Below are 22,136 nucleotides of genomic sequence, written 5' to 3'. Positions count from 1 at the left end.
GTAGAGTTTGTGCAGCCTGCGCATGGCTCGTTTGTGATCACCCCCCACCAGCCTGCGGCCAGAGGGGCTTTTGGGCCTTGTTTTCCCGAGGAAAATCAGTCCCATAGAGGGGGTTTGGCTTAGTTCCAGAAACGAAAAAAGGGCACTGCGAGATCACTCGCGGTGCCCTTTCTAGGCGATGAACTGATGTTTGGAGGGGGCGGAGTTAGCCGGTTGGCTGCCCTTCCGAGGCTTCCATTTCGCGTTCGAGGAAGACGCCCATCTGGCGGAACTTGTCGTATCGCCCGTCCACCAGTTGGTCGGTGCTCTGTGCCGACAGTTCGTTGACCGTCTTGGTCAGGTACATCTTCAAGCGAGCAGCCATTTGGTGATGGTCGCGATGGGCACCTCCCAGCGGCTCTTCGATCACGTCGTCGACGATGCCGAACTTGGGCAGGTACTTCGAGGTGAACTTCAGGGCTTCGGCCGCCTTGGCTTTGAACTCGTGGCTCTTCCACAGAATACCGGCACAGCCTTCAGGGCTGATCACCGAGTAATAGGCGTGCTGTAGCATGGCGGTGCGATTCGCGACACCAATACCCAAAGCCCCGCCGGACCCCCCTTCCCCGATCACAACTGAAATAATCGGCGTCTTGAGGCGGGCCATCACGAACATGGCGTCGGCGATTGCCATCGCCTGGCCACGTTCTTCGGCGCCCACACCTGGGTAAGCACCGGGCGTGTCGATGAAGGTGATCACCGGCAAGTTGTACTTTTCAGCCAACTGCATCTTTTCGATCGCCTTGCGATAACCTTCTGGATGAGCACAGCCGAAGAAGCACTCGCTACGTTCTTTAAGGTCGCGGCCTTTGAAATGGCCGATGAACATGACCTTGTGCTTGTCGAGCTTGGCGAAGCCGGTTCGCAGAGCGCGGTCGTCGCCGAACTTGCGATCGCCGTGCAGTTCCACGAACTCGTCGAAGACCAGATTCAAGTAGTCCGCCGACTGGGGACGCTTCTGGTGCCGAGCGACTTCCACGGTTTGCCATGGCGAAAGATCGCTGTAGATCTCGCGGATCGTATCGGTCAGCTGTTTGCGGACGTTTCGGATCTCGTCGTGATGTTCAGGCGAGTCGTTTTTGACCGACTCCAGTTCCTTCAGTTTGTTCTCGAGCGTTTCAATCGGTTGTTCGAAGTCGAGATAAATCGAAGTGCTCATGAAAGCTTTCAGTGCTCCAGGCAATAGGTGGGGAGTTCGACGCCGGGCGAAAATCAATTTCCGCCAGAGGTCGAGCTGGAATCGTCTCCGCTTGCCGCCGCGGCTTCTTCACGATCGGCCAACGAGGCCGGCCTGCGCGGTGGAATGCGATAGATCTTAGTGTTCTTCAGTAAGCGAATCACATCGTCCATCGTGTCCGGACGCTGCTTGGGGTCTTTGGCCATCATCCGTTCGACAAGGCCAGAGAACTCCGGAGTAACATTGTTGTTGGCAGCCTGCAGCGACGGAACCGCCGCACGCAAATGCTTGTCCAACAGGTGATCGGGACTGGTGGCAGTGTAAGGCAACTTGCCGCTGATCAATTCGAAGATCGTGCAGCCATAGCAGTAAACGTCGGCTCGATCGTCGAGCGCCACGCCGCGGATCTGTTCCGGCGACATGTAGCTGCGCGTGCCTTGGACACTGCCATTCACCTTAGACCCGCCACCAAACAGCTTCGACAGACCTGACTTCTTTTTCTGGGCGATCGAGAAGTCGATCAGCTTGACGTTGCCTTCGTTGTCCAGCAGGAAGTTGTCTGGCTTCACGTCGCAATGAATCCAGCCCTGGCCGTGCATATAGCCGAGACCCTTGGCCCCTGCTTCGACAATCTTGGGAGCCCAGTAGGCGAGTTCTTCGACGCCATCGCGGATGGCCATCTTCATATTTCGCGAGTAGCAGAACTCAAGAACCAGGTAAGCGAGACCGCGGAAGCTGTCGAATTCGTAAACGTGAATCACGAACGGATTATCGAACTTCGCCGCGACGGTATGCTCGTGCCGGAGCGCGGCAATTTCGCTTTTGTCTTTGATGTAGTTTTCGCGAAGCGTCTTGATCACCACCTTGCGATTATCAAGGTCGTGGATCGCTTCCCATACCTGGCAAGTCTGGCTCGTGCGTAGCATGCGAACCAGGCGGTATGGACCGATATAGTTTCTTCCTGCGGTAGACACCGATGAGATTATCCGTGACGAGGATTTGCCCCTACTGTTCCGGCGCCGGTCGAATCGACAGGCTTCTTAATCTTACCCTAATCGATCGATCTTCAAAAGAGTGAACCAGGCGCCCAGGCGTCGTAACCGTCGCCAGCACCCAGGGTTAGGCGATTTCACGCCCATTTCTGAGAAGCACTTCGGCGTAGATTTCACGCAATCGACGGGTCATAACCTGGTGCGGAAACACCTGACTACAACGCCGTTGCCCTTCTTTGCCCAGCTTATCGCGAAGTTCAGCGTCGCTACAAAGCTGCACCAGGGCCGACTTCAATTGAGGAACATTGCCCGGCGGAATCAAGAAACCGGTCTCCATGGTGGACACCACCTCGCGGGCTCCGTCGATATCGAAACTGACAGCTGGCTTGCCCGAAAGCAATGCCTGAGGGAGTGCCCGAGCCAGACCTTCGCGAAGGCTGGTATGCACGAGCACATCCATCGCCGAGATGTACTTCGGAATCTCTTTCGGCGGAACGAGCCCCACCAGGATGAAGTGATCGGTCAGCCCTGCCTCGCGAATGTTCTCTTCGTACTTCTCGCGCAGGATGCCATCTCCGACGAAAAGAAACTTGGCCTGAGGGCATTGGGCGACGACATCGCGGGCCGCTTCGATGACGTACTCGTGCCCTTTCAAATGAAACAGCCGCGCGATTTTACCGATCACGACGTCGTCCGGCCGAATGCCAAGCTCTGCCCGAGCGGCCTCGCGTAGCGATCCACTTTCCAGGAAGGGTTCAACTTCCATGCCGCTGTAAACCGTCAGGAACTTTTCGCGTGGGGCGACCTTGGCTTCGACCAGCAAGTCGGACATCGCATCGGCCACACTGACCAGTTGATGGCACTGGCTCGAGGCGTACCGTTCACACGCGATGAAGAAGCGACGAGCGGCGTCGGACTGATAAGGATGAAACGGTGCCCCGTGCACGGTATGGATCACCGCGGGAACCTTGAGGGCCATCGCCCCCCTTCTCCCCAGCATGCCTGCTTTGGCGCTATGCGTATGCACGACATCAGGTTGAAAGTCGCGGATCGCCTGCTTCACCTCGTGGTACCCTTTCCAGTCGGTCCACGGATGAATGTTGCGGCGAAGGTTCGGCAAGGTCTGTACCGGCAAACCTTGCGCATGCGCTTGTTCGAGGAGGTTTCCTTCGGGGCCTTCGCTCGGGCCGGTGATCAGCAAGACATCGTCGCCAAAGTCGCGAATCAGATCGAGGCAGTTATAGAGCGTGTTCTCTTGCGCGCCGCCGATAATCATTCGGGTAATCACATGAGCAACACGCATGTTGGTTTCTGGCCTTGCGAAAAGTTCGTGAATCGTGGGTAGCGATCGGGTCGCGCTCCCCTGCTCTGCCCTGCCCGATCTCAGCCGATGTGCGGTGGGTAATGCACTTTCAGCAAGTATAGTCCATGCGCCGGCGCGGTCATGCCGGCCTTCAATCGATCACATGAAGCGACAATCTCAGCCATACTTTCGGCAGGTCGTTTCCCCTGCCCGATCTCGACCAACGTGCCAGCGATAATCCGAACCATGTTGTACAGAAAGCCGGTCGCCTCGACTTCGATGAAGATCTTCATTCGTTCGTCGGCGTCGTGCATGGTGACGGTTGCATCCAGCATGTTGCGAATGGTCGACTGGCGTGGCGAACCGGTTGCCTGGAACGCGGCGAAATCATGTTCACCGATGAGAGCCTTCGCGGCCGACTGCATCGAGGCAACGTCCAGCACCCTTTTGACGAACCAGGCATGCTTCAGCGCGAACGGATCGTTAATGCGACCTGGCTGCAGCACATAGCGGTAGCGCTTCGAGACGGCATCGTTGATCGGCCGAAAGCTGGTCGGAACATCGCACGCGTGACGAACGACAATGTCTTCCGGCAGTTTCGCATTCAAGGCTTTACGAAAGACATCGGCCGGCAGATTTGAGTGCGTATGAAAGCTGGCGACTTGTCCCCAGGCATGCACGCCGGCATCGGTGCGACCACTACCGACGATATGAACTTGTTCGCCGGAGATGCTGTTGATGGCGGCTTCGAGTGCCGCTTGGATCGTGGGACCGGTCGGTTGACGTTGCCATCCGTGATAGTGGGTCCCGTCGTAAGCGACCGTCAGCTTGATGCAGCGGCCAGTCGCGTGGGCCGCTGCATGATCCGACTGTTCCATGGCTCGCCCTGACTAGACGGCGGCCGAACTGCGAACCAGAAGTTCCGCAATTTGAACAGCGTTGGTGGCGGCACCCTTTCGCAGGTTGTCGCTCACGCACCAGAAGGTCAGACCGTTCTCGCACGAGATGTCTTTACGGATACGACCGATGAAGACTTCGTTCTTGCCGGTGCAGGTCTTTGGCATTGGGTACTCCCCTGCCCCGAGGTCGTCGACCACGGTGATGCCATCAGCCTTCTCGAACAGTTCACGAGCCTCTTCTGCGGAGATCGGACGTTCGGTTTCGACCAGGATGCTTTCGCTGTGGCAGTTGGTCACTGGGACGCGAACGCACGTTGGGCAGACCTGGATCGATTCGTCGCCAAAGATCTTCCGCGTTTCGTACACCATCTTCATTTCTTCGGAGGTGTAACCTTCGTACTTGGGTCCGCCGATCTGAGGAATCAGATTGAAGGCGATCTGGTGCTTGAAGGCTTTGTATTCGTAGTCGCTGCCATTGAGAACCGCCTTGGCACCTTCGACCAGGTCTTCTTCACCGACGACGCCGGCACCGCTGGTGGCCTGATAGGTCGAGACAACGACGCGTTTGATCTTGGCGGCGTCGTGCAGCGGCTTCATAGCGACGACCATCTGCGTGGTCGAGCAGTTCGGGCTGCTGATGATGCCTTTGTGGTTCTGGATCGCTTCCGGGTTCACTTCCGGCACGACCAGCGGCACGTCTTCCTTCATGCGCCAGTAACCACTTTCGTCGACGACGATACAGCCAGCGGCGACCGCCCATGGGGCGAATTCGGCGGCGGCTTCGTCGGGGGTGCTACCGATCGCGATATCGATCCCCTTGAACGACTCGGGAGTCATTTCTTCGACGATGTGCGTCTCACCGTTGAACGTGATTTCTGTGCCGGCAGAGCGTTTCGTGGCCAGGAATTTGATCGTTTTGTAGGGGAACTTGCGTTCTTCCAACAGTTGACGGATCAGTCGTCCTACGGCTCCGGTGGCTCCAACAATGGCCAGATTCTCGTACACGGGAAAGTACCTATGGGGTTAGACAAACTACATGTGGGGATGCGGGCATCCACGGTAAACCCGCATTATAGATTCTCGCCCCAGGACACATCAACGCGTAATGGGGTTCGTTCGGGCGGTAGGCTGGCGATGGTGCCCTACCCACTGCGGGGCAAATCGGTGTAAACGCCGACGCCTGATGGTATTAGCTTCGAGGCTGGTCGAGAAGAATTCTTTCAGAATTTCGAGTCATTTCACCCGTAAACCAGGCCATTACCATCCATCGGGTGATCTTAAGCCGCAGCCGCTTGTTCCTCGGTTGGCTTGGCCAGACGGTTCCGGATGCCGGCCTCAACTTCCCGAATCACCCACGGGCTGACAAACGCCAAGTTGCCAATCAACATGGCAAGACCAAAGGTAATCATCCCCATGCAGACAGCGATTCCCAAGTGCAACGGGATTGCCATCGTAATGACCAGTGGGCGAGTTAATCGTGGCCACACCAAAGCGCAGTAGCTCAGTTCCCAGGCCAGCGAGACCTGCGTCAGAACGGCGATGAAAAGTGGGTAATGCGCCAGCCAGGTCATGTCGAGCGATTGGTACTCGCTGTTGGCGACCGCTCCCCAGATGGCAGTCCCTTCCCACCAGGTTTCCCCCAGCAGCTTTCCGGTGCCGGCGAATAAGTAGATCACGCACATATGAAGCTGGATCAAGCGAATCGAAACGTTCGCTGCCGTGCTAGTCGTGGGAAGTTTGCGATTGGGAAAGCGTCTCTTCAATAGCAGCCGGTCGAGACTGAAGGCCTCCCCTGCCCCGCCCAGCATCAGGTACATCGCCAGCATGACGTTCACCTGATCGAGGCCAAACAACGCCCCCGGGGCGCGATGGGCATAACTGACCGTAATGATGAAGGCCAGCACCGACGTGACGCGGGTATACCAACCGAGCGTGAACATCAGCAGAACAATTAGCGCCACGATGTGGACCAGCCACAACATTCCGGGGTTGCCATCGAACAGCGGCAGATAGCTCCACGCGAACGAACTTCCCTGGTGCATGCGGCTGACCAATTCGTTCGAGAAGCGACCGTTCTCGCCCATGAACCCGTTCAGGTCGATCGACCAAACGAGGTGGGTATACAGAATCATGCTGCCGCCAAAGATCCGTACCAGACCCAACGTGGCAGGATCGGTCGGCGTAAACCAGAAACGATTCCAGCCATCGCGGACGCCGGTATAAAGCTCGCGGAGGTAAGCAGTAATCATTCGTGATCCTCCGGCTGCACGGTGTAGACACCTAGCACCACTTCTTCATACAGACCAGGGTCGTTCAGCGGACGACCATTGGCGACGTCGATCGGCAGCGGGATGGCATGTTGCACCATCACGATCCGAATCTTGGCGGCCTCGGGGTGCTGCCGGGCAATGTATTTGGCGATCGAATCGAGGTACGCGTTTCGCAGCCCGATCGCGGTTTGGAAATCAGCGTGGACGAACGGCGGCGCGTCTTCAGGAGGGGCCTGGTCCGGAACGTTCGACGTGTTGTACATCGATTCGCTGATCATGAAGTGGCGATGGTACAACAGACGTGGCCAATGCTCATCGAGGTTTGGGAAAGTCCCCTCGCCGATCTCCTGGTCGTTCTCGTCCAGCAGTTCGTAACGAACCAGGTGACTTGGTCCTGGGTTGGGTGCAAAGAAGCGATAACCATGCCCACGCAAGAAGGTCGCGTGCAGGTACGGAGCCATGAAGCCTTCGGCCTGTTGAGCCCAGACACTGCTTGGGGGGGGCGAAGAACATGGCCCTACGAAAAGGGCCGCCAGGTGCAGCAGCAACAGCAGGCTGACAAACTGGCGAAAGCCAACGCTCCAGGTGATTTTCGGGGGCGCAGCTTGGGTGGAAGGATCTGGTGTTGTAGGGCGATCGTTCATGATACTCATCGTATCGGCCAAATCGCCCGACAGGTTCGTGGAAAAAGAAGCTGTGCGGATCAGCGGAAATGCAAAGAAAAAACCCTCGCCTGGAGTTTATCCAATGCGAGGGCTTTTCGGTTTAGTCAATTTGTCCGGAGACCGGAAGCCTTACAGCGAGGCAACCGATTCGGCGTTGAAATCGAAGCTGATTTCGCGGACGTCGCCGCCGGTCAGGTCGATCGTCTTACGCTGGGTCACTGGCTTGCCGTTACGCAGGATGGTCACGACGATGTCGTAATCCTTCCAGGTTTCACCTTCAGCCAAAGCAACGGTGCTGAACACACGCTGTGGGCCAAGGGTACGCATTTCGTTGCCGGCCAGGGTAACCGAAGCGTTGTTAGGAACGTTCAGGGTGACCTTGGTTTCAACCGGAGCACCAACGACCTGCGTTTCTGGCATGGCCGATGGGTCGAGGTTGAACTCGACTTCCTGGCTGTCGCCAGCGGTCATTTCGATGGTCTTGACTTCGCGAACCAAGCGACCATCGACACGCATTTCAGCGCGGACTTCGTACTCGAACTTGAAACCTGGTTCCAGGTCACGCGAGACGAAACGACGGACGGTACCGGTGCTGGAGGTGACCTTGTCGTTGACATAGATCTTGGCACCAGCAGGAACGGTGACGTTGATGACAGCGTCGTTACTGCGGTAACCGGTTGGCTGAGCTGGAATCATCGGAGCCGATGGCTGAGCTTCGGATGGAATCGAAGGAGCATCCATCGATGGGGCAACTTCGACTGGAGCCGAGTAGTAAGTGCCGCTGCTGCCACCGCTCGAACCGCCACTGCTGCCGTAGCTATAGCTGGAACTGCTGCTACCGCCGCTCGAACTCCAACTGCTGCTGCTCGAGCCGCCGCTGGAACCCCACGAACGCTTCACCTTGTGGTGACTAAACAGACCGCCACCGCTCGAGCCGCCGCTGGAACCCCAGCTGCTGCTGCTCGAACCGCCCGAGCTGCCGTAAGCTTTGTCAGCACGGTGGCTAACCCACCAACGCTGAATTGGTCCAACGGACCAGTAACCACTGCTGGAGCCGCTCGAACCACTGGAACCGCTGCTGCCGCTCCAATACGAGCTGCTGGAGCCACCGCTGGATCCACCGCTCGAGCCCCCGCTGGAACCGCCACTCGATCCCCACGAACCCCAACCGGCCTGAGCCTGGCTCGTTCCCGCTACCATCACGGCACATGCCAATGCTCCGGCCAATGCGAACTTTCGGCCAATGCTGCTTTTCATATCCGGATTCACTCCAACTACCGTTTTCCAAACACGTGATTTGCAATCGTTGCGAGGCTAGCACCATCGCTACCCAACTAGAACTTAGCAAGTGTAGGTTTCAATTCAAGGAGAATGGGCAAAATTTGCCGAATAGATAGAATTGCGTACCCGGCGTGCCGGGGGTAGACAAGTCAAGTCCCTGACTCGACTTGCGTAAAGCCACCCGGCGAGAGAAGTTCGGGGATGTTAGTTTCCCCCTGATTTAGCGGGCAGCCTCGACGCTGAGATTGTCGACGTACATCGTTCCGACCGCGCCAAACGTACTCACGCGGAAGAGTGCTTCCCGGGTCGCGGCTGGCACATTGACCACTTTTTCGACCTCGTGCCAGTCGATGGACCCCACAAATGGGCCGATGGCCGCTTTGCCCAGGTCACGGCGCTGTTCGTCGTAAAACGAGATCAAGATCATCGGTGCCAAGGTGCGGTCTGGGCCTAGGCCCATCCCTTCCGTCTTCACCCAGGCCTTCATCCGCAGGCGATGCACTTCGCGGCCGTCCAAGCCCAGGCCTTGCAGGGCCAGTGCAACGCGACCTGGATCTTCGTTGGAAAGCTTCAGCGATTTCGATCCGCCGGGGGCACTGCTGTCTTCCACCAATTCCAACTGACGCTGGTAATACCAACCAGGGACCGAGCCATCTTCAGCTAAGGGCTTCTCGAAGTCGCCGTTTTCGAGGCGAGGATTGGCGGGGTCAGGCTTCACCTGGCGGCGATCTTCCGCTTCGCCTGTCATCGGAACAAACAGCGTTGGCCGCAGCGGCTGGGCTTCGAGCTGGCCGTCCTTCTTCGTGAACAGCACGAGCGTTTGCTGATAACGTTCGCCGACGGGAATCACCATCAGGCCCCCTTCTTTCAACTGGTCGACCAGCGGCTTGGGGACGTTTTCAGGCGAGCAGGTCACGATGATCTTGTCGAACGGAGCATACTGCGGCCAACCCAGGTAGCCATCGCCAACCTTGGTATGAACGTTGTCGTAGCCCAGCTTTTGCAGCACGCGAGCCGCTTTTCGGCCGAGTGGTTCTTTGATTTCGATGCTGAAGACATCTTGAACCAGCGGAGCGAGCACGGCAGCCTGGTAGCCACTGCCGGTGCCAATTTCCAGCACCTTGTCAGTAGGCTGTGGATTGAGCGATTCGGTCATGTACGCCACGATGAACGGCGACGAAATGGTCTGGTCTTCGCCGATCGGCAAGGCCATGTCGTAATAGGCCTGGTTGCGCTGATTGTTGGAAACGAACTCGTGCCGCATCGTGTTTCGCATTGCTGCGATCACGCGTGGATTCTTCACGCCGTTCGCCACGATCGCCGTATCCACCAGGTGATTGCGAGCCGCTTCATAAGGATCGCGAGCCAGCGCCATCGAGGTGAGGCTGGTCGAAAGAAAGAAAGCAGTCAGCAATACGGCAAGTGGGGACGACAGTCGTTTCATCGCGCTTTGAGGGGGTTCGATGCAGGAGGCTGTGGTGGTTCCAATGTTTCCCCATTATAGATCCTCTCCCCTTCGGAACCGATGTTTTCCGCAGTTTTTTACCATTCGGACTGCGCGGGGCCTCGCAGGCAAATCCTGCCTAACTAGTACATCCCTTCCGATTGCGCCAGTCCGCCTGGTTTAAAACGGCAGGCAAGAATGAACAAAGGCACGGCTTCACCAGTTGGAAAGCCGTGCCTTTGTTCTTTAACGTGAGAAGCGAGCTGCTTAGCTTGCGTCCTTCTTCGGTTCGGTCGAGATCTGCTGTCCCATCCCCTTGGTCAGTGCCATGAAGGCCGACTCGAGATTGATTTCTTCTTCACGGAACATCGTGATCTTGTGTCCCTGCTGCACCAGCATGGTCGGAAGATCACTGTAGTCTTCCTCGTCCTTCTTGAGCGTGACCAACAGATGGTCGACACGCGATTCGATTGATTCGACGATCTCGGCTTGCTCCAGCACTTGGCCGGCGGCATCGTTGTCGCCACGGACCGAGACCAGCAGGGTCGTCTTCTGTTTGACCTGCTTCATCACCTCGGCGACCGAAGCGTTCACTTCCAGCACACCACGATCGATGATGCCGATCTTGTTACAAACGTCGGCCAGTTCCGGCAGGATGTGGCTGGAAACGATGATCGTCTTGCCCATGTCGCGAAGTCGCTTCAGCAAGTTCCGCATCTGAATACGGGCACGCGGATCGAGACCACTCGCAGGTTCGTCCAGCAGCAAAACTTGTGGGTTATGCAGCATCACACGGGCCAGACCCAGACGCTGCGTCTGCCCTCGCGAAAGCGTATTGGCGAAGGCGTTGCGTTTGAATTCGAGGTCGACCAGTTCGAGCATCTCGTTGCAGACCTTCGTCCGCTCCGCCCCGTTGATGCGATAGGCGGCGGCGAAGAACTCGAGGTACTCGATCACCTTCATGTCGTCGTACACACCGAAGAAGTCAGGCATGTAACCGACCAGCCGGCGAATTTCTTTCGGCTTGGTGTAGATCGAATTGCCGCAGACGTAAGCTTCGCCCCAGGTGGGATTGAGCAGCGTGGCGATAATTCGCATGGTGGTTGTCTTACCGGCGCCGTTAGGGCCGATGAAGCCAAACACGTCTCCCTGGGCGAGATCGAGCTCGATTCCCTTGATCGCGAAGAAATCGCCGTACTTCTTAGTCAGATCGACGGTCTTGATCATTGCTGCGCTATCTTTTCACTCGAACTACGTTTTTGAACGGGGACGACGATCCGGACGTACGACCACGATTGCGATTCGCTCGGGTCGACGGTCTGGCCATCGATCTGGACGTCGATTGGCGGGGTCTCGACTTTGCCCACCAGCACGGCCCGGTCTCCTTCTATGTGCGACGAGAGGTCGACATAGCCTTGGACCCGGTTGCTGAGGTTGGTGTAGCTGCGACCGCCGGCAGCACTGTGAAACATGATCAGTTCCATGATCCGAGGCACATCGGTGCTTTGCCGGTCCCAGTTCTCGCCGCCATCGGTCGATTCCTGAACGCGACGACGCTTCAGGACTTTCTCGGTGTTCTGCACGGCCTGACCAGGAACAATCCGAGCCGTTCCGCCGGCCGGCAGACGGGCAATAAAGAATGCCCATCGGCCATGAAACAAGTAGCAGTCGGTCAGGTCCATATCGGTCGGATTGGTGATTACCCCTTCGACCAACTGACTTTCGCGTTCCTGCAGTGGTTCGTATTCAACCGGATTCAATTTTCCCCAGCCGCGTGCGGCCAAAGTCTTGGACGACCAGACTTGAATCGGAAGGCCGTCCAGCGAAACCTGCGTATTGCCGGCGTCCGTTTGGAAGTCGATGTCATACGGTGTTGGCACGGTCGAAATCGAGCGACGGGCACTCATGCCGCCGAGGCCAGAGCCGGCCAGGCCTTGCCAACTCACCAGTTGATTCCAGTCGCTGGAAGGAACCGACGTTGGCGCGAGGTTCAGTTCGTACCGCTTCGATGCCGGGCTAAATAAATGGAACCAGGTCGTCGAGCGGACGAGCTTGCTTTCCAGGTCGATGTCCAGAATGTTGACCTGGTTCAGCTTCAAGCTGGTCCCTTTCGACCAGGTCGCCATGCTCCAAATGCCAACACAGGCCAGCAGAATCAATGCCGGGAACGTGACCCAGGTCCACTCCATCCGCAAGCCAAAACGCCGCAGGAAGAAGTAGTCGCCAGGACCGATCAACGCGAGGTAGACCACGATGATCGCCCCGACCAGGAAGAACGAAACGTTGCGGACCCCAGGGAACTGATCGAGTGCCAGCCGGAGTTGCCCGGCGATATCGGTGTAGCCGTAATGGGCCACGCTGGTGCCGCCTTGCATGTTGACCTTCGACTCTTCCAGGCGATCGCTGACGCTGTCGAGCAGCAGTTTCAGCAGCGGCTCGCGGCCTGGCCACTTGGCCATCGGCTCGGCGGACAGATCAAACGCAAAGAAGTTGACCATGCCAAACCCATTGGCGTTCTGGATCCACAGCGGATAGCTCAACTGACGCGAGCCTTCCTGAATGCGAACCTTGCCGCGTGGGTTTTCAATGATTGAAATCGGCAGTGGCTTTTCGACGGGACGATCAACGCGCGAAACACCGTTGACCATCGCTTCCATTTCAGTCGAACTGCGAAGGTCGTACCGGCTGCGGAACGTACCAGGAACAAATGCTGCCAGGGGCTTATCGGCGGCGATCAGTTCTTCGGCACCGGTGCCAACGGACAGGGTCATATTGCCCCCCTGCTTCAGCCACATATCGATCGCCGCAAACTGACTTGGGGTAATGGCGGTCGTAATGTTCGGATCGTTGGCGATCCAAAAGATCTGGTCGATCCCTTCCAGCATGTACCACTGATCTGGCAGCTCTTCAAACCGAGTCACCGGGACGATGGTAGTCGCTCCTGAAAGTTGCGAGGCGTAACGCTGGACCGCATCGCGCAGTCCAAAGTCGGGGCCGAACTGCAGAAAGATATTGTCGGACGCTAGGATCGGGGTCGCCAACTGCGAAATGGGAACTTCGCGGATCGTGGTTTTTTGGCTACTTCCTTCGCCCGAGATGAACTCGATCTGCAAGTTCGAGCTGCGTCGACCGATCTTCACTGGAATCCGGTAATTCAACTGGTCGCCGGTTCGCTGGGGAGCCGGGGCGATCACTTCGGTCGGGACGCCATCGCTATCGAGGGCGATAACCGCCAGCGTTGGATCTTCGGCGAATGGCTCTGCGGCAACCGAAAGTCGGACTTCGGTCCAGCTACCAAGTTTGAAGTGGCCGGCGATGCCGAGCTCGACGTTCAGGTCGGCCAGTTCATGTTCGTTGGCGACCCAGTAGCCCGTTTCCACGGGAGCTGCGGATGCAGGCTTATCTGCGTCGTCGGCTTGGGCTGGTGAATAGGCCACCAACAGACAACACAGCGCCAAAGCGGCGACTCGCCAGATAGGAGAATAGTTTGGAGAGGAACTCCGCATCTTGATTCCCAAACAAGCCTGAGGCTGTTTACTACGCGGTGCGAAAATAAGGGTCAGGCTTGTCAGGCCCCGGTGTGTCTGCCGGCGATGGATCGAGCCAATCGATCGAAAAGTTGCCAGAGACTCGGCTTCCTGTCGGCGTATCCGTCCAGCAGGAAACCTTTTAGGATAATCGGGACCCGAGCCCAGGGGGAGTCAAACGGGGCGACGGATGGCCGAATTTTGCCGGAAGTTAATACCTGAAGTTACGGTTTTTCCGCGTCATCGCAGGTACAAACGAATTTTCCGCAGCCAGGACAGCCGCTGCCGTATTTTTCGTTCAATGCTTCGGCCAAGTCGATTCCGGCGACATTGGCGATGGTTGCCAGCCAGGCAATCACGTCGGCAAACTCTTCTTTTCGCTCCTGCTGGGTTCCCCCACGAAGTGCGGACGAGAGTTCCCCCACCTCTTCCATCAGCCACATGAAGGTCCCTTCAATGCCACGAGCTTCGTCCTTCTCGTAGTACATGTCGTGGATCAGCTTCTGCAGCTGGCGGAAGCCGACGTCTCCTTCCATCTTCTGGGACGATGCTTCCTGCGAGTTCTCTTCCGACGAGGTCATAGCGTTTCTCGATTAGTCGTTGAGGATGGCCTGGGCGGCTTGGTTTTCGGGGTGAAGTTCCAGGATCTTCTTGGCCACCGCTTGGGCTTTCTCCTGGTCTCCGGCCTTGGCGTAAAGCTCGGCCGCTTCGACCGACCACGATACCGTTTTTGGTCGGAGCTGACCAGCAACCTCGAACTCGCGAGCCGCCAGGTCCCACTTCTTCTGACCGCGATAGGCCTGGGCCAATAACGCGTGGGCATCGGCGTCGGTCACTCGAATCCCGATCGCTTCGTACGACCAGCGGATCGCTTCTTCCCACGACTCGCGTTGGATCATGATCTCGGCCATCTTTTTCCGCAGCAGCGGGTCGTGATGTTTCTGAAGAGCGATCTTTGGAATCAACTCGCTCAAGGCATCGTTGTCTTTCTGGATCAAGCGGATCCGCAAGATCGATTCCTGCCAATCGAGATCGCCGGGCTCCTCTGCCACGCCGCGCTCGTACAGCTTCAAGGCATCGTCAAAACGCTTCTGCTTCAAGCGAAGGCCGGCCAGAAGTGCCACCGAGTTCCGCTCGAACTGAGAACTGCCGGCGGCGAGTTCAAACTTCTCGATCGCTTTCTCCGTATCGCCGATCGTCAGAAACAATCGACCTTCGACGTAGTGGGCTAAAGGATTGTCGGGATCGGCTTCCAGCGCGGCACGGGCAAACTTGCGAGCATCGGGGAGTGCCTTCCGCTTCAGATAGATGTGAGCCAACTCGGCCTGAGTTTGAGCATCTTCCGGATGATCCTGCGCCGCCTGATAAAGTTCGGCGAAGGTTTTCTCGACGCTGACATTCAGTTTGACCCCTTCGACTTCCTGTTTCAAAAAGTCGAGGTACTGCTGCTCGAACTCCGCTTTGTCGACCTTGAACAGATCGCTGAGGATCTCATCGGTGGTCTGGTAGTTACGGTAAGCGGTCAGCATTCGGGCTAAGGCGTCGTCGCCGAATTGTTGCTGAATGAATCGCGAGTAGTAGTAGGCCTGGCAGTACGCCATCGTCCAGTCGTCCTGATCGCTGGGACGAATGAAGCCATAGTTGATCGTGTCGAGGTTGAAGGTGCGGTCCTCGGCCAAACGCCGCGCGAGCAAGGTTTTCCATTCCGGCGGTCGCTGTTCGCTCTCGTAGCTGACGGCGAGAGCCTCGGTGAACCAGTGCGGAATGTTGAAGTCGGTTTGCTGAAGGTTCACCACGTGAACGAACTCGTGGCGAATGACATGGGCCCAGTTATAAGGCTCCGGCACCGAATCAGGCGAAGCCATTGCAATCATCTTGCCGGCACATGCCCCCACCGTTCCGATGTACGGCAGGCCAACCATGCGAGCACTGAACCAGCCATGCCCGCTGGTGTTCTTGGCCTGGTTGAACAGTTCAATCAAAGACTTGTCCTTCGGTGTGTAGCCCAGTCCCTGGCAAACCTTCGGAAAGACGTTTTCTTCCAGGAACCGCGACATATAGACCGCCAGCAATCGATCTTTGGAAGGATCGAAGCGGATGATGAAGTGATCGGTCTCGATCGTCTCGTAACTGGCCAGCACATCGAGCACTTCCAAGGTGTTCTTTACGCGAACGTTGAAGGGATCGGCAGCGAACGCTTCGTCCAGCACTTGCTTCGCGGTCGCTTCTTCTCCCATCCGCATCAGCACCATGCCAAGGTCGCCGTGAACGCCAATCAACTGCGGCATCGCTTCCCGGGCCTTCTGCATGTAACGAGCCGCGTCGGGATACTTGCGAACGATATCGCAGCCTTCCCCCAGGGCAGCATAAAACTCGCCCAGATTTTTGTGCTGTGCTTCGACCTCTTTCAGCAGCTTACCGAACCGTGTTGGTTCGCCGGAGTCGGCATCGATCAGCTCACTTCCATCGGCGGCCAGCATTGCCGCGGCGAGGTAGCCTTGCGACTTCTGATTGGTCGGATTCCGTTTGACGACTTCATCGAACAAGAGGATCGCTTCCTCCGGGCGAAAGTCGGTCAGCTTTGCTTTGCCTTCGATTTGCATGGCCCGGGTATGCTGCGGCTGAAGTTCCAACGCCAGCTTGGCAGTCCGCAGTGCGGCGTCGACCTGGTAGCCCTCCAGTTCGATCGCACCTTTGTGGGCCAGTATGTCGGCGCTGGTCGCATTGATGGCGATCGCTTTGTTCAAGTGCTTGGCGGCTTCGCCTCGGTTGTACTTTTCGGCGAATAGCTGCGACATGGCCAACTCGGCCTGCCAGTAGTTCGGATCTTTGGCCAGCACCTCGGGATAAAGATCGTTGACTAGAAACTGGAACTGTCCGCTGTTCCTTGTCCAGCGGGCATACTGAGCCGCGGCCTGACCGATGTAAAAGAGGTCCTCGGCGGAATCGAATTGGTCGGTGTCGTTGTAGTAGTCGACGAACCACTCGTACCCGCTTTGGGCCGCATCGAAGTCGCCACGCGTTCGGGCTAACTCGGCCAACAACCAGCGAGCGAGTGTTTGCTGCTCGTCGAGAGCGATGGCCTTCTTGGTGGCAGCCTCGGCCAGATCAAGCTCGCCTCGCTCGAACTGCAAACGCGCTTCTTCTGCCAGAAGGTGAGCAGCTTCATGGGAGAAGGCTTGGATGGCGGCGAGGGCTTCGTCTCGTTTGCCTAACGCATCGAGGCCACGGGCAAGCAGGATGGCCTCTTCGGCCGACGCCGGCTTCTCGCCGATTTGTTCGACCAGTTCGGCATATCGGCCGCGCTGAAGGTTGGTTTGCAGTTCGCTGATGTCAGCGGCGAACGACGCCCATGCAGGCAGAACCAGGCAGAACGTCAGCAGCGGGATGGTGATTTGGCGAATCGTCAAGCGAAGGGCTCCTCCCCTGCTCTGCCCTGTCCGGCCGAGAGGGAAAAATCTAGAATGCAGTGCAGTCCCTATTCTAGCTATACGGAGCCATCAGAGCGAAGGTTTTCGCCCGGCTCAAGAGGTCGATCGCATGTCCGAGTTCCATACCGTCGCCAAAGTTGGAGATATCCCCGAGGGAGAAGGTCAGGCCTTTAACGTCGGAGGACGCACGGTTGCCGTCTTTAACACAGGCGAGGGGTACCAGGCCATCGACGATTTTTGCCCGCATATGGGGGCTTCGCTTGCTTCTGGCCCGCTGGAAGATGGCGTGGTGGTATGCCCCTGGCATGCTTGGGGCTTCCAACTGTGCGATGGTGCCTGGCTCGATAACCCGAAGATCAAAGTCGATTGTTTCGAGGTTCGCGTGGTAGAAGACGAGATCCAGGTCCGCGTCAACGAGAAGACCAACTAGCCATCGATCTCGGCCATCTCGGCATCAGGAATACTGAAATTTGCTGAGACACCTTGGACGTCGTCGTGGTCGTCGAGGGCACTGAGCAGATGCATCAGCTTCCGGGCATCGTCGCCGGTGACTTCGATCACATCTTTCGGCACCCGGGAAACACTGGAATTTTCGACTTCGATTCCGGCCGCTTCTAATGCTTCTTGCACGTCGGAATAGACTTCCGGTTCACACGTCACACGGAAGCTTTCTTCTTCGCGCTGGATATCTTCAGCGCCTGCTTCGAGGGCGACTTCCAGCAGCTGCTCTTCGGTGGTGTTGTCGGCCGGAAGATGAAAGACCCCTTTGCGATCGAAGTTCCAGGCCACGCAGCCGGCAGCACCGAGGTTGCCGCCATGGGTATCGAATAGTTTGCGTAACTCGGGAGCGGTTCGATTGCGGTTGTCGGTCAGTACATCCACCATCACGGCAACGCCGGCCGGGCCATAGCCTTCATAGACGATCTCTTCGAAGGCATCCCCCTTTCCTTCCCCGGTTCCCTTTTTGATTGCGCGATCGATGGTGTCGTTCGGCATCCGGGCACTCTTCGCGTCAGTAATCGCCAAACGCAAGCGAGGATTCGCCGCAGGATCGCCGCCCCCTAGCTGAGCTGCCACGGTGATTGCTTTCGAACACTTGGTCCAGATCTTGCCTCGCTTGGCATCGACCGCTTCTTTTTTGCGTTTGATGTTTGCCCAGTGGGAATGTCCGGCCATCGTCTCGGTCTCTCGTCAATCGCTGAGGTGCCCTGGGTTGGGCAACGGGGTGAATCCAAAGTGGGAAAGCTCGTTGGCAAGTCGAGCGGCCAATCGGTGTAGCGTTACTACTGATGTTCCTTCAGTTTCGCTTCCACCGCTGTCAGCGTGGCGGTGTCTTCTTCTTCCGCCGCTTTCAAGGACGTGACCGCCTTTTGCCACTGCTCGATTGCCTTGTCCTTCTGGCCGGCAGCCAGGTAGACATCGCCGAGATGATCGAGCACGGTGCCATCTTCCCCTTCGGAAAGTTCGGCGGCCTTTTGGAGCTGAGCGATCGCAGGCTCGAAGCGGCCCAAACGATAGTAAGCCCAGCCAAGGCTGTCGAGGTAGGCGTAGTTGTCCGGCTCCTCGGCGACTGCCTTCTGAATCATATCGAAGCCCCGTCCGAGGTTCAGATCGTTGTCGATCCAGAGATAACCGAGATCGTTCATCGCTCCGGTATCGCCGGGGAATTCGTCGAGCACTTCTTCCAGCCAGGTTGTTGCTTCGGGGATCTCTTTCTTCTGGCTGGCAATGCTGGAAAGCAATCGCTTGGCGTCGCGAATCACCTGGCGAGTCTGGCGGTTCTCGTAATCGTCGGAGAACTTGCTGAGCAGAGTGCGATACTCTTCAACGGCTTCGTCGGTACGACCGGCGTGATTCAGCGTCCAGGGTATGCGGCTGCGTAGTAAGGCTGACTGTTCGTCGAGCAGCGCGGCACGCTTCGCCGTTCGCAGGGCATCGCTCGTCTTGCCTTGCAGCTCCAGCGTCGTCGCCAGGTAGAAGTAGAAGAGCGACGTCTGCGACTTCGGCAGGCCCAGTTTGATCGCCGCGCGGAACGCCTTCTCGGCGACCGGTTCCTGATCGTCGCGGAAGGCCTGTAAACCAAATTGCATCAGCAGGCGAGCCTTCTCTTGCGAGTCGAGATCGGGCAGCGCCGCTTCAATCCAGGGCCATGCCGCTTCCCCTTGGCCATCCAGTTGATACAGCCGAGCCACACCAATTCGCTCGTTCAATGAGAGCTTGGCTGGATCGAGTTTTTCGATGGCTTCCTGCAGCTGCGACCATTTGGCTTCGTTTATTAGAAGCTTATCAAGTGGCTCTTGAATGACGTCGAGTTCGTAGGTCTGATCGAGCGAAGTGGCAAGCAGCGTTACGAACGCCGACCAGTCGGTCTTCTCGATGTAGGCCTGACAGAGGGCCGGCAGTATGCTGGCATCGGGTTCGTCTTCGACCAGCGGGCTGGCAGTTTGAATGACTTGATCCCAGGCTTGCTTTTCGGCATAGAGGCCGGCCAGGTAATAGGCCAGTGGAGCGAAGTCTGGCGAAGCTTCGTGGAGCTTCTGAAGACGCTCGATCACCTGATCGCGGGCCGCTTCGGGTGATTCGGCCTGATTCTCAGCGATCTTTCGCAGCAGTTCATAAGGCTGGGTGTCGGTTTGATCGTCATCTTCCAGGAACTTATCGATCGCCTTCCGGGCACCCTTCCAGTCTTTGCGAGCTACGTCGACCGCTGCGGTGTGAATCAGGTGGCGTGCTGGATTCGATTCCATTTTCTCCGCAGCGGCGAACATCTTGGCTGCTTTGTCAGGTTGCTCCGCTTCCAGGTAGACGGTTCCGAGTTGTTCGTAGGTGGAACGCAGGCCGCCAGGCGTGAACTGCTCGATCACTTCGTCCAAGTCGAACTTCTTTGGATCTTCGATCATGCGGGCAATGTCGTTCGCATGTCGCGCAGCCATCTTCGGTTCGCCATGCGCTTCGTAGATGGTCATCAGGCGGAAATGAATTCCCATCGCTTGCGGATGAGCGTTTTCTTTGATCAGCAATGCCAGAGCTCGTTCGTAGAGTTCGATCGCTTGTTCGACCTGGCCATCTTCGATGCAGTACTGAGCCACACGCTGGAGCGCGTCGGCTGACATGGCGGTTTGATTTTGGGCGAGTAGTACCGCGTAGCGTGATGCGACTTCATTACGCTGGAGCAGAAAGCCCAGCCGGACGATCTCTTGCAGAATGTTCGCCGAGCCAGGACTGAGGCGATAGGCACGCTGATAGGTTTGCAGTGCGCCGGCCACGTCGCCACGATGATCTTGCAGACGGGCTTTGGTCAGCAGCGTGGTAAGTTGCAGACGGTTCTCCGCCGATTCGTTGCGGGGGCGTTCTTCAACGAAGGTTTCGGGCAACTGCGAGAACGGAAGTTCGTCTTTCCGACGAGGCTTTTCCTTGGTCTCGGTCGAGGCACTGTCGGCAGCGAACAGCAGGCCGGGCAGAAACGACCCGAGCAAAGCGATGGCCGAAGCCAAGACGATTCCAAGGTGCGTCCGAACGATCATAGGACCCTCAACTGGGCGACGAGTGATGGGTGAATCAAAGCGTTCCGATCAGGCTGAAGTCGCCTAATGGAACGCGTTGAATTTTATCCTGGACCGGAAAGGAGGTCCAAGATGAATCGTACCACATCTGGCCGCGAGGGCTGGAGAAAGAAACTACTTCGGCTTCTTCTTGGTGATCTTGGTCGACGACTTCTTCGGGGCGGTGGTGGTTTTCTTAGGCGTCGCCTTGGTGGTGGTCTTCTTCTTGACTGGCTCTGGCTTGGCGGTTTTCTTCGGAGCGGCGCTCTTGGCAGGCTTTGTCGCTGGAGCTTCCTTTTTGGTTGCCCCCTTTTTCAGAGCACCCTTCTTCGAGGCTGAATCATCAGCCGCTTCGGCGGCCGGTTCTTCGCTGACACGCTTCGGGAAACGCGTCTTCGCATCCGGCGAAATTTCCAGCAGCAGGTCCCGAATCTTCTTCGAGAACGGAGCCATCTGGAAGTCGACTGCCAGTTCGTGAATCATGTCCGAGAATTCGACCCCCTTGGTCTTTGGGATGGCCCGTTCCATGCCAGGGATCGTTTGCTTTTCCAGGTCTTTATCGGTGATGCCGCCCAGCACAAACATCAGGTTCAGCAGACTGCGGTCGATCGGGATGGAATGCCCACCGAGAGCATGCTGCGTGATGTAGCCGAGCATAAATGGCGTTGCGCCATACTTTTCAATCGTAGTGACAGCCTTGCCCTGGTTGCCTTTCTTGAGGCTTTCCAGGTCATAGCCGTAGATCGACTCGAAGATATTTTGCAGTACCAGTCGCACGCGAGCCGCCGCAGCATCGCCGGAAGGATGCTTGGGGAACAACTCCATCAGTTCCGCGGCGCTGGTCACGCGTACTTCGTTCCAATCGAAGTACTCTTTCTGCAGCGTTTCAAAGGCCTCGTCGGCTACCTTTCGCGGAGCGTTTTCCAGGATGGCGGAAAACACTAATTGTTCCAGGATCGAGCGTTTGTCGGGACCTGCCGATTCGTAATGCTTTTTGACGATCTTCTGGCAAGCAGTGAAGACATTTGCTCGGTTTGCGGCGGCCATGGCGATGTATGAGGTCTCTTTGGTTGTAGTTGGCGGGGTATTAAGCGGCGTTTCGATCGTTGGGATTACTCTGCGGACGGTTGATCGTCCTCGTCTTCCGGTTCCCAATTTTCGTCGGCCAGCACCTCTTCCGATTCGTCCTCATCGTCCGTGGGAGGCAGAACTTCCTTCAGGATGCGACTCACTTCCAGTGCTTGCTTCACACCCTTGTCGATTTCAAACTCGAGCTTGGGAATGTAGCGGGTATCGATACGATCCTTAATGCAGGACTGCAGGAAGCCTGCCGAACGGCGAAGGCCGTTCAGGCATTGCTGCTGCTTCTTTTCATCGCCCATGATCGAGACGTAGACCTTGCCCGAACGCATATCGCCGGACACTTCGACCTTGGTCACGGTTACGTCTTTAACACGGGGATCGCGCAACTGCGTCAGGATTGCCATGCTGACAACTTCCCGAATCGCAGATGCGGCTTTTAGAGTTCGACGAGACGCCATAGGGTCCTTTCCCCGTTGCTGGGGC

The 22,136-nt window shown here is 57.3% G+C and carries 18 protein-coding genes; 1 reads left to right on the top strand and 17 read right to left on the bottom strand.

The window, feature by feature from the left end:
• Positions 1–205: 205 nt before the first annotated feature.
• The 13 genes from ABD890_RS04825 to ABD890_RS04765 all read right to left on the bottom strand — a co-directional run bounded on the left by ABD890_RS04825 (position 206) and on the right by ABD890_RS04765 (position 17,007).
• Positions 206–1,198, bottom strand: coding sequence for an acetyl-CoA carboxylase carboxyltransferase subunit alpha (locus tag ABD890_RS04825; protein WP_345086430.1), 993 nt, complete (start codon positions 1,196–1,198; stop codon positions 206–208).
• Between the two features lie 53 nt (positions 1,199–1,251).
• Positions 1,252–2,190: a serine/threonine protein kinase gene (locus ABD890_RS04820; protein ID WP_345086428.1), complete on the bottom strand. Its 939-nt coding sequence runs from the start codon at positions 2,188–2,190 to the stop codon at positions 1,252–1,254.
• Between the two features lie 145 nt (positions 2,191–2,335).
• The gene (locus ABD890_RS04815; protein ID WP_345086426.1) at positions 2,336–3,511 is read right to left on the bottom strand and encodes a glycosyltransferase family 4 protein; all 1,176 of its coding nucleotides are present in this window, start codon (positions 3,509–3,511) and stop codon (positions 2,336–2,338) included.
• A gap of 80 nt (positions 3,512–3,591) precedes the next feature.
• On the bottom strand, positions 3,592–4,389 hold the full coding sequence (gene truA, locus ABD890_RS04810; protein WP_345086424.1) for a tRNA pseudouridine(38-40) synthase TruA: 798 nt from the start codon (positions 4,387–4,389) through the stop codon (positions 3,592–3,594).
• 12 nt (positions 4,390–4,401) lie between these two features.
• Complete coding sequence (locus ABD890_RS04805; RefSeq protein ID WP_345086422.1) at positions 4,402–5,415, bottom strand: aspartate-semialdehyde dehydrogenase; 1,014 nt, start codon at positions 5,413–5,415, stop codon at positions 4,402–4,404.
• A gap of 272 nt (positions 5,416–5,687) precedes the next feature.
• Positions 5,688–6,659 carry an HTTM domain-containing protein gene (locus tag ABD890_RS04800; RefSeq protein WP_345086420.1) on the bottom strand — a complete coding sequence of 324 codons (972 nt, stop codon included), beginning with the start codon at positions 6,657–6,659 and terminating at the stop codon, positions 5,688–5,690.
• Complete coding sequence (locus ABD890_RS04795; protein WP_345086418.1) at positions 6,656–7,324, bottom strand: hypothetical protein; 669 nt, start codon at positions 7,322–7,324, stop codon at positions 6,656–6,658. The genes ABD890_RS04800 and ABD890_RS04795 overlap by 4 nt, the downstream gene beginning before the upstream one ends.
• Before the next feature lie 150 nt (positions 7,325–7,474).
• The gene (locus tag ABD890_RS04790; protein WP_345086416.1) at positions 7,475–8,602 is read right to left on the bottom strand and encodes a TIGR03000 domain-containing protein; all 1,128 of its coding nucleotides are present in this window, start codon (positions 8,600–8,602) and stop codon (positions 7,475–7,477) included.
• 244 nt (positions 8,603–8,846) lie between these two features.
• A complete protein-coding gene (locus ABD890_RS04785) occupies positions 8,847–10,070 on the bottom strand; it encodes a protein-L-isoaspartate(D-aspartate) O-methyltransferase (RefSeq protein WP_345086414.1) in 1,224 nt (407 codons plus the stop codon).
• A gap of 267 nt (positions 10,071–10,337) precedes the next feature.
• Complete coding sequence (locus ABD890_RS04780) at positions 10,338–11,297, bottom strand: ABC transporter ATP-binding protein (RefSeq protein ID WP_345086413.1); 960 nt, start codon at positions 11,295–11,297, stop codon at positions 10,338–10,340.
• Positions 11,294–13,576: a hypothetical protein gene (locus tag ABD890_RS04775; protein WP_345086411.1), complete on the bottom strand. Its 2,283-nt coding sequence runs from the start codon at positions 13,574–13,576 to the stop codon at positions 11,294–11,296. Before ABD890_RS04775 ends, ABD890_RS04780 begins: the two co-directional genes overlap by 4 nt.
• Before the next feature lie 245 nt (positions 13,577–13,821).
• Positions 13,822–14,178, bottom strand: a complete 357-nt coding sequence (locus ABD890_RS04770) for a MazG nucleotide pyrophosphohydrolase domain-containing protein (RefSeq protein ID WP_373356063.1) — start codon at positions 14,176–14,178, stop codon at positions 13,822–13,824.
• 12 nt (positions 14,179–14,190) lie between these two features.
• Positions 14,191–17,007, bottom strand: coding sequence for a tetratricopeptide repeat protein (locus tag ABD890_RS04765; protein WP_345086409.1), 2,817 nt, complete (start codon positions 17,005–17,007; stop codon positions 14,191–14,193).
• Between the two features lie 130 nt (positions 17,008–17,137).
• Between ABD890_RS04765 and ABD890_RS04760 the strand changes: the two genes are divergently transcribed.
• The gene (locus ABD890_RS04760) at positions 17,138–17,458 is read left to right on the top strand and encodes a Rieske (2Fe-2S) protein (protein ID WP_345086407.1); all 321 of its coding nucleotides are present in this window, start codon (positions 17,138–17,140) and stop codon (positions 17,456–17,458) included.
• On the opposite strand, the gene ABD890_RS04755 is transcribed toward ABD890_RS04760, so the two are convergent.
• The 4 genes from ABD890_RS04755 to rbfA all read right to left on the bottom strand — a co-directional run bounded on the left by ABD890_RS04755 (position 17,455) and on the right by rbfA (position 22,111).
• On the bottom strand, positions 17,455–18,204 hold the full coding sequence (locus ABD890_RS04755) for a YebC/PmpR family DNA-binding transcriptional regulator (RefSeq protein ID WP_345086405.1): 750 nt from the start codon (positions 18,202–18,204) through the stop codon (positions 17,455–17,457). The genes ABD890_RS04760 and ABD890_RS04755 overlap by 4 nt on opposite strands.
• A gap of 107 nt (positions 18,205–18,311) precedes the next feature.
• Positions 18,312–20,522 (bottom strand): tetratricopeptide repeat protein, encoded by a 2,211-nt coding sequence (locus ABD890_RS04750; RefSeq protein WP_345086402.1) that lies wholly within the window; start codon positions 20,520–20,522, stop codon positions 18,312–18,314.
• A 183-nt stretch (positions 20,523–20,705) separates the two neighbouring features.
• Positions 20,706–21,617: a hypothetical protein gene (locus tag ABD890_RS04745; protein ID WP_345086401.1), complete on the bottom strand. Its 912-nt coding sequence runs from the start codon at positions 21,615–21,617 to the stop codon at positions 20,706–20,708.
• Positions 21,618–21,682: 65 nt separating this feature from the next.
• Positions 21,683–22,111, bottom strand: coding sequence for a 30S ribosome-binding factor RbfA (rbfA, locus tag ABD890_RS04740; protein WP_345086399.1), 429 nt, complete (start codon positions 22,109–22,111; stop codon positions 21,683–21,685).
• Positions 22,112–22,136 lie beyond the last annotated feature (25 nt).

The organism is Bremerella cremea (assembly GCF_039541315.1).
Classification (GTDB): Bacteria; Planctomycetota; Planctomycetia; order Pirellulales; family Pirellulaceae; genus Bremerella; species Bremerella cremea.
This window is presented reverse-complemented; position numbering and strand designations above follow the sequence as displayed.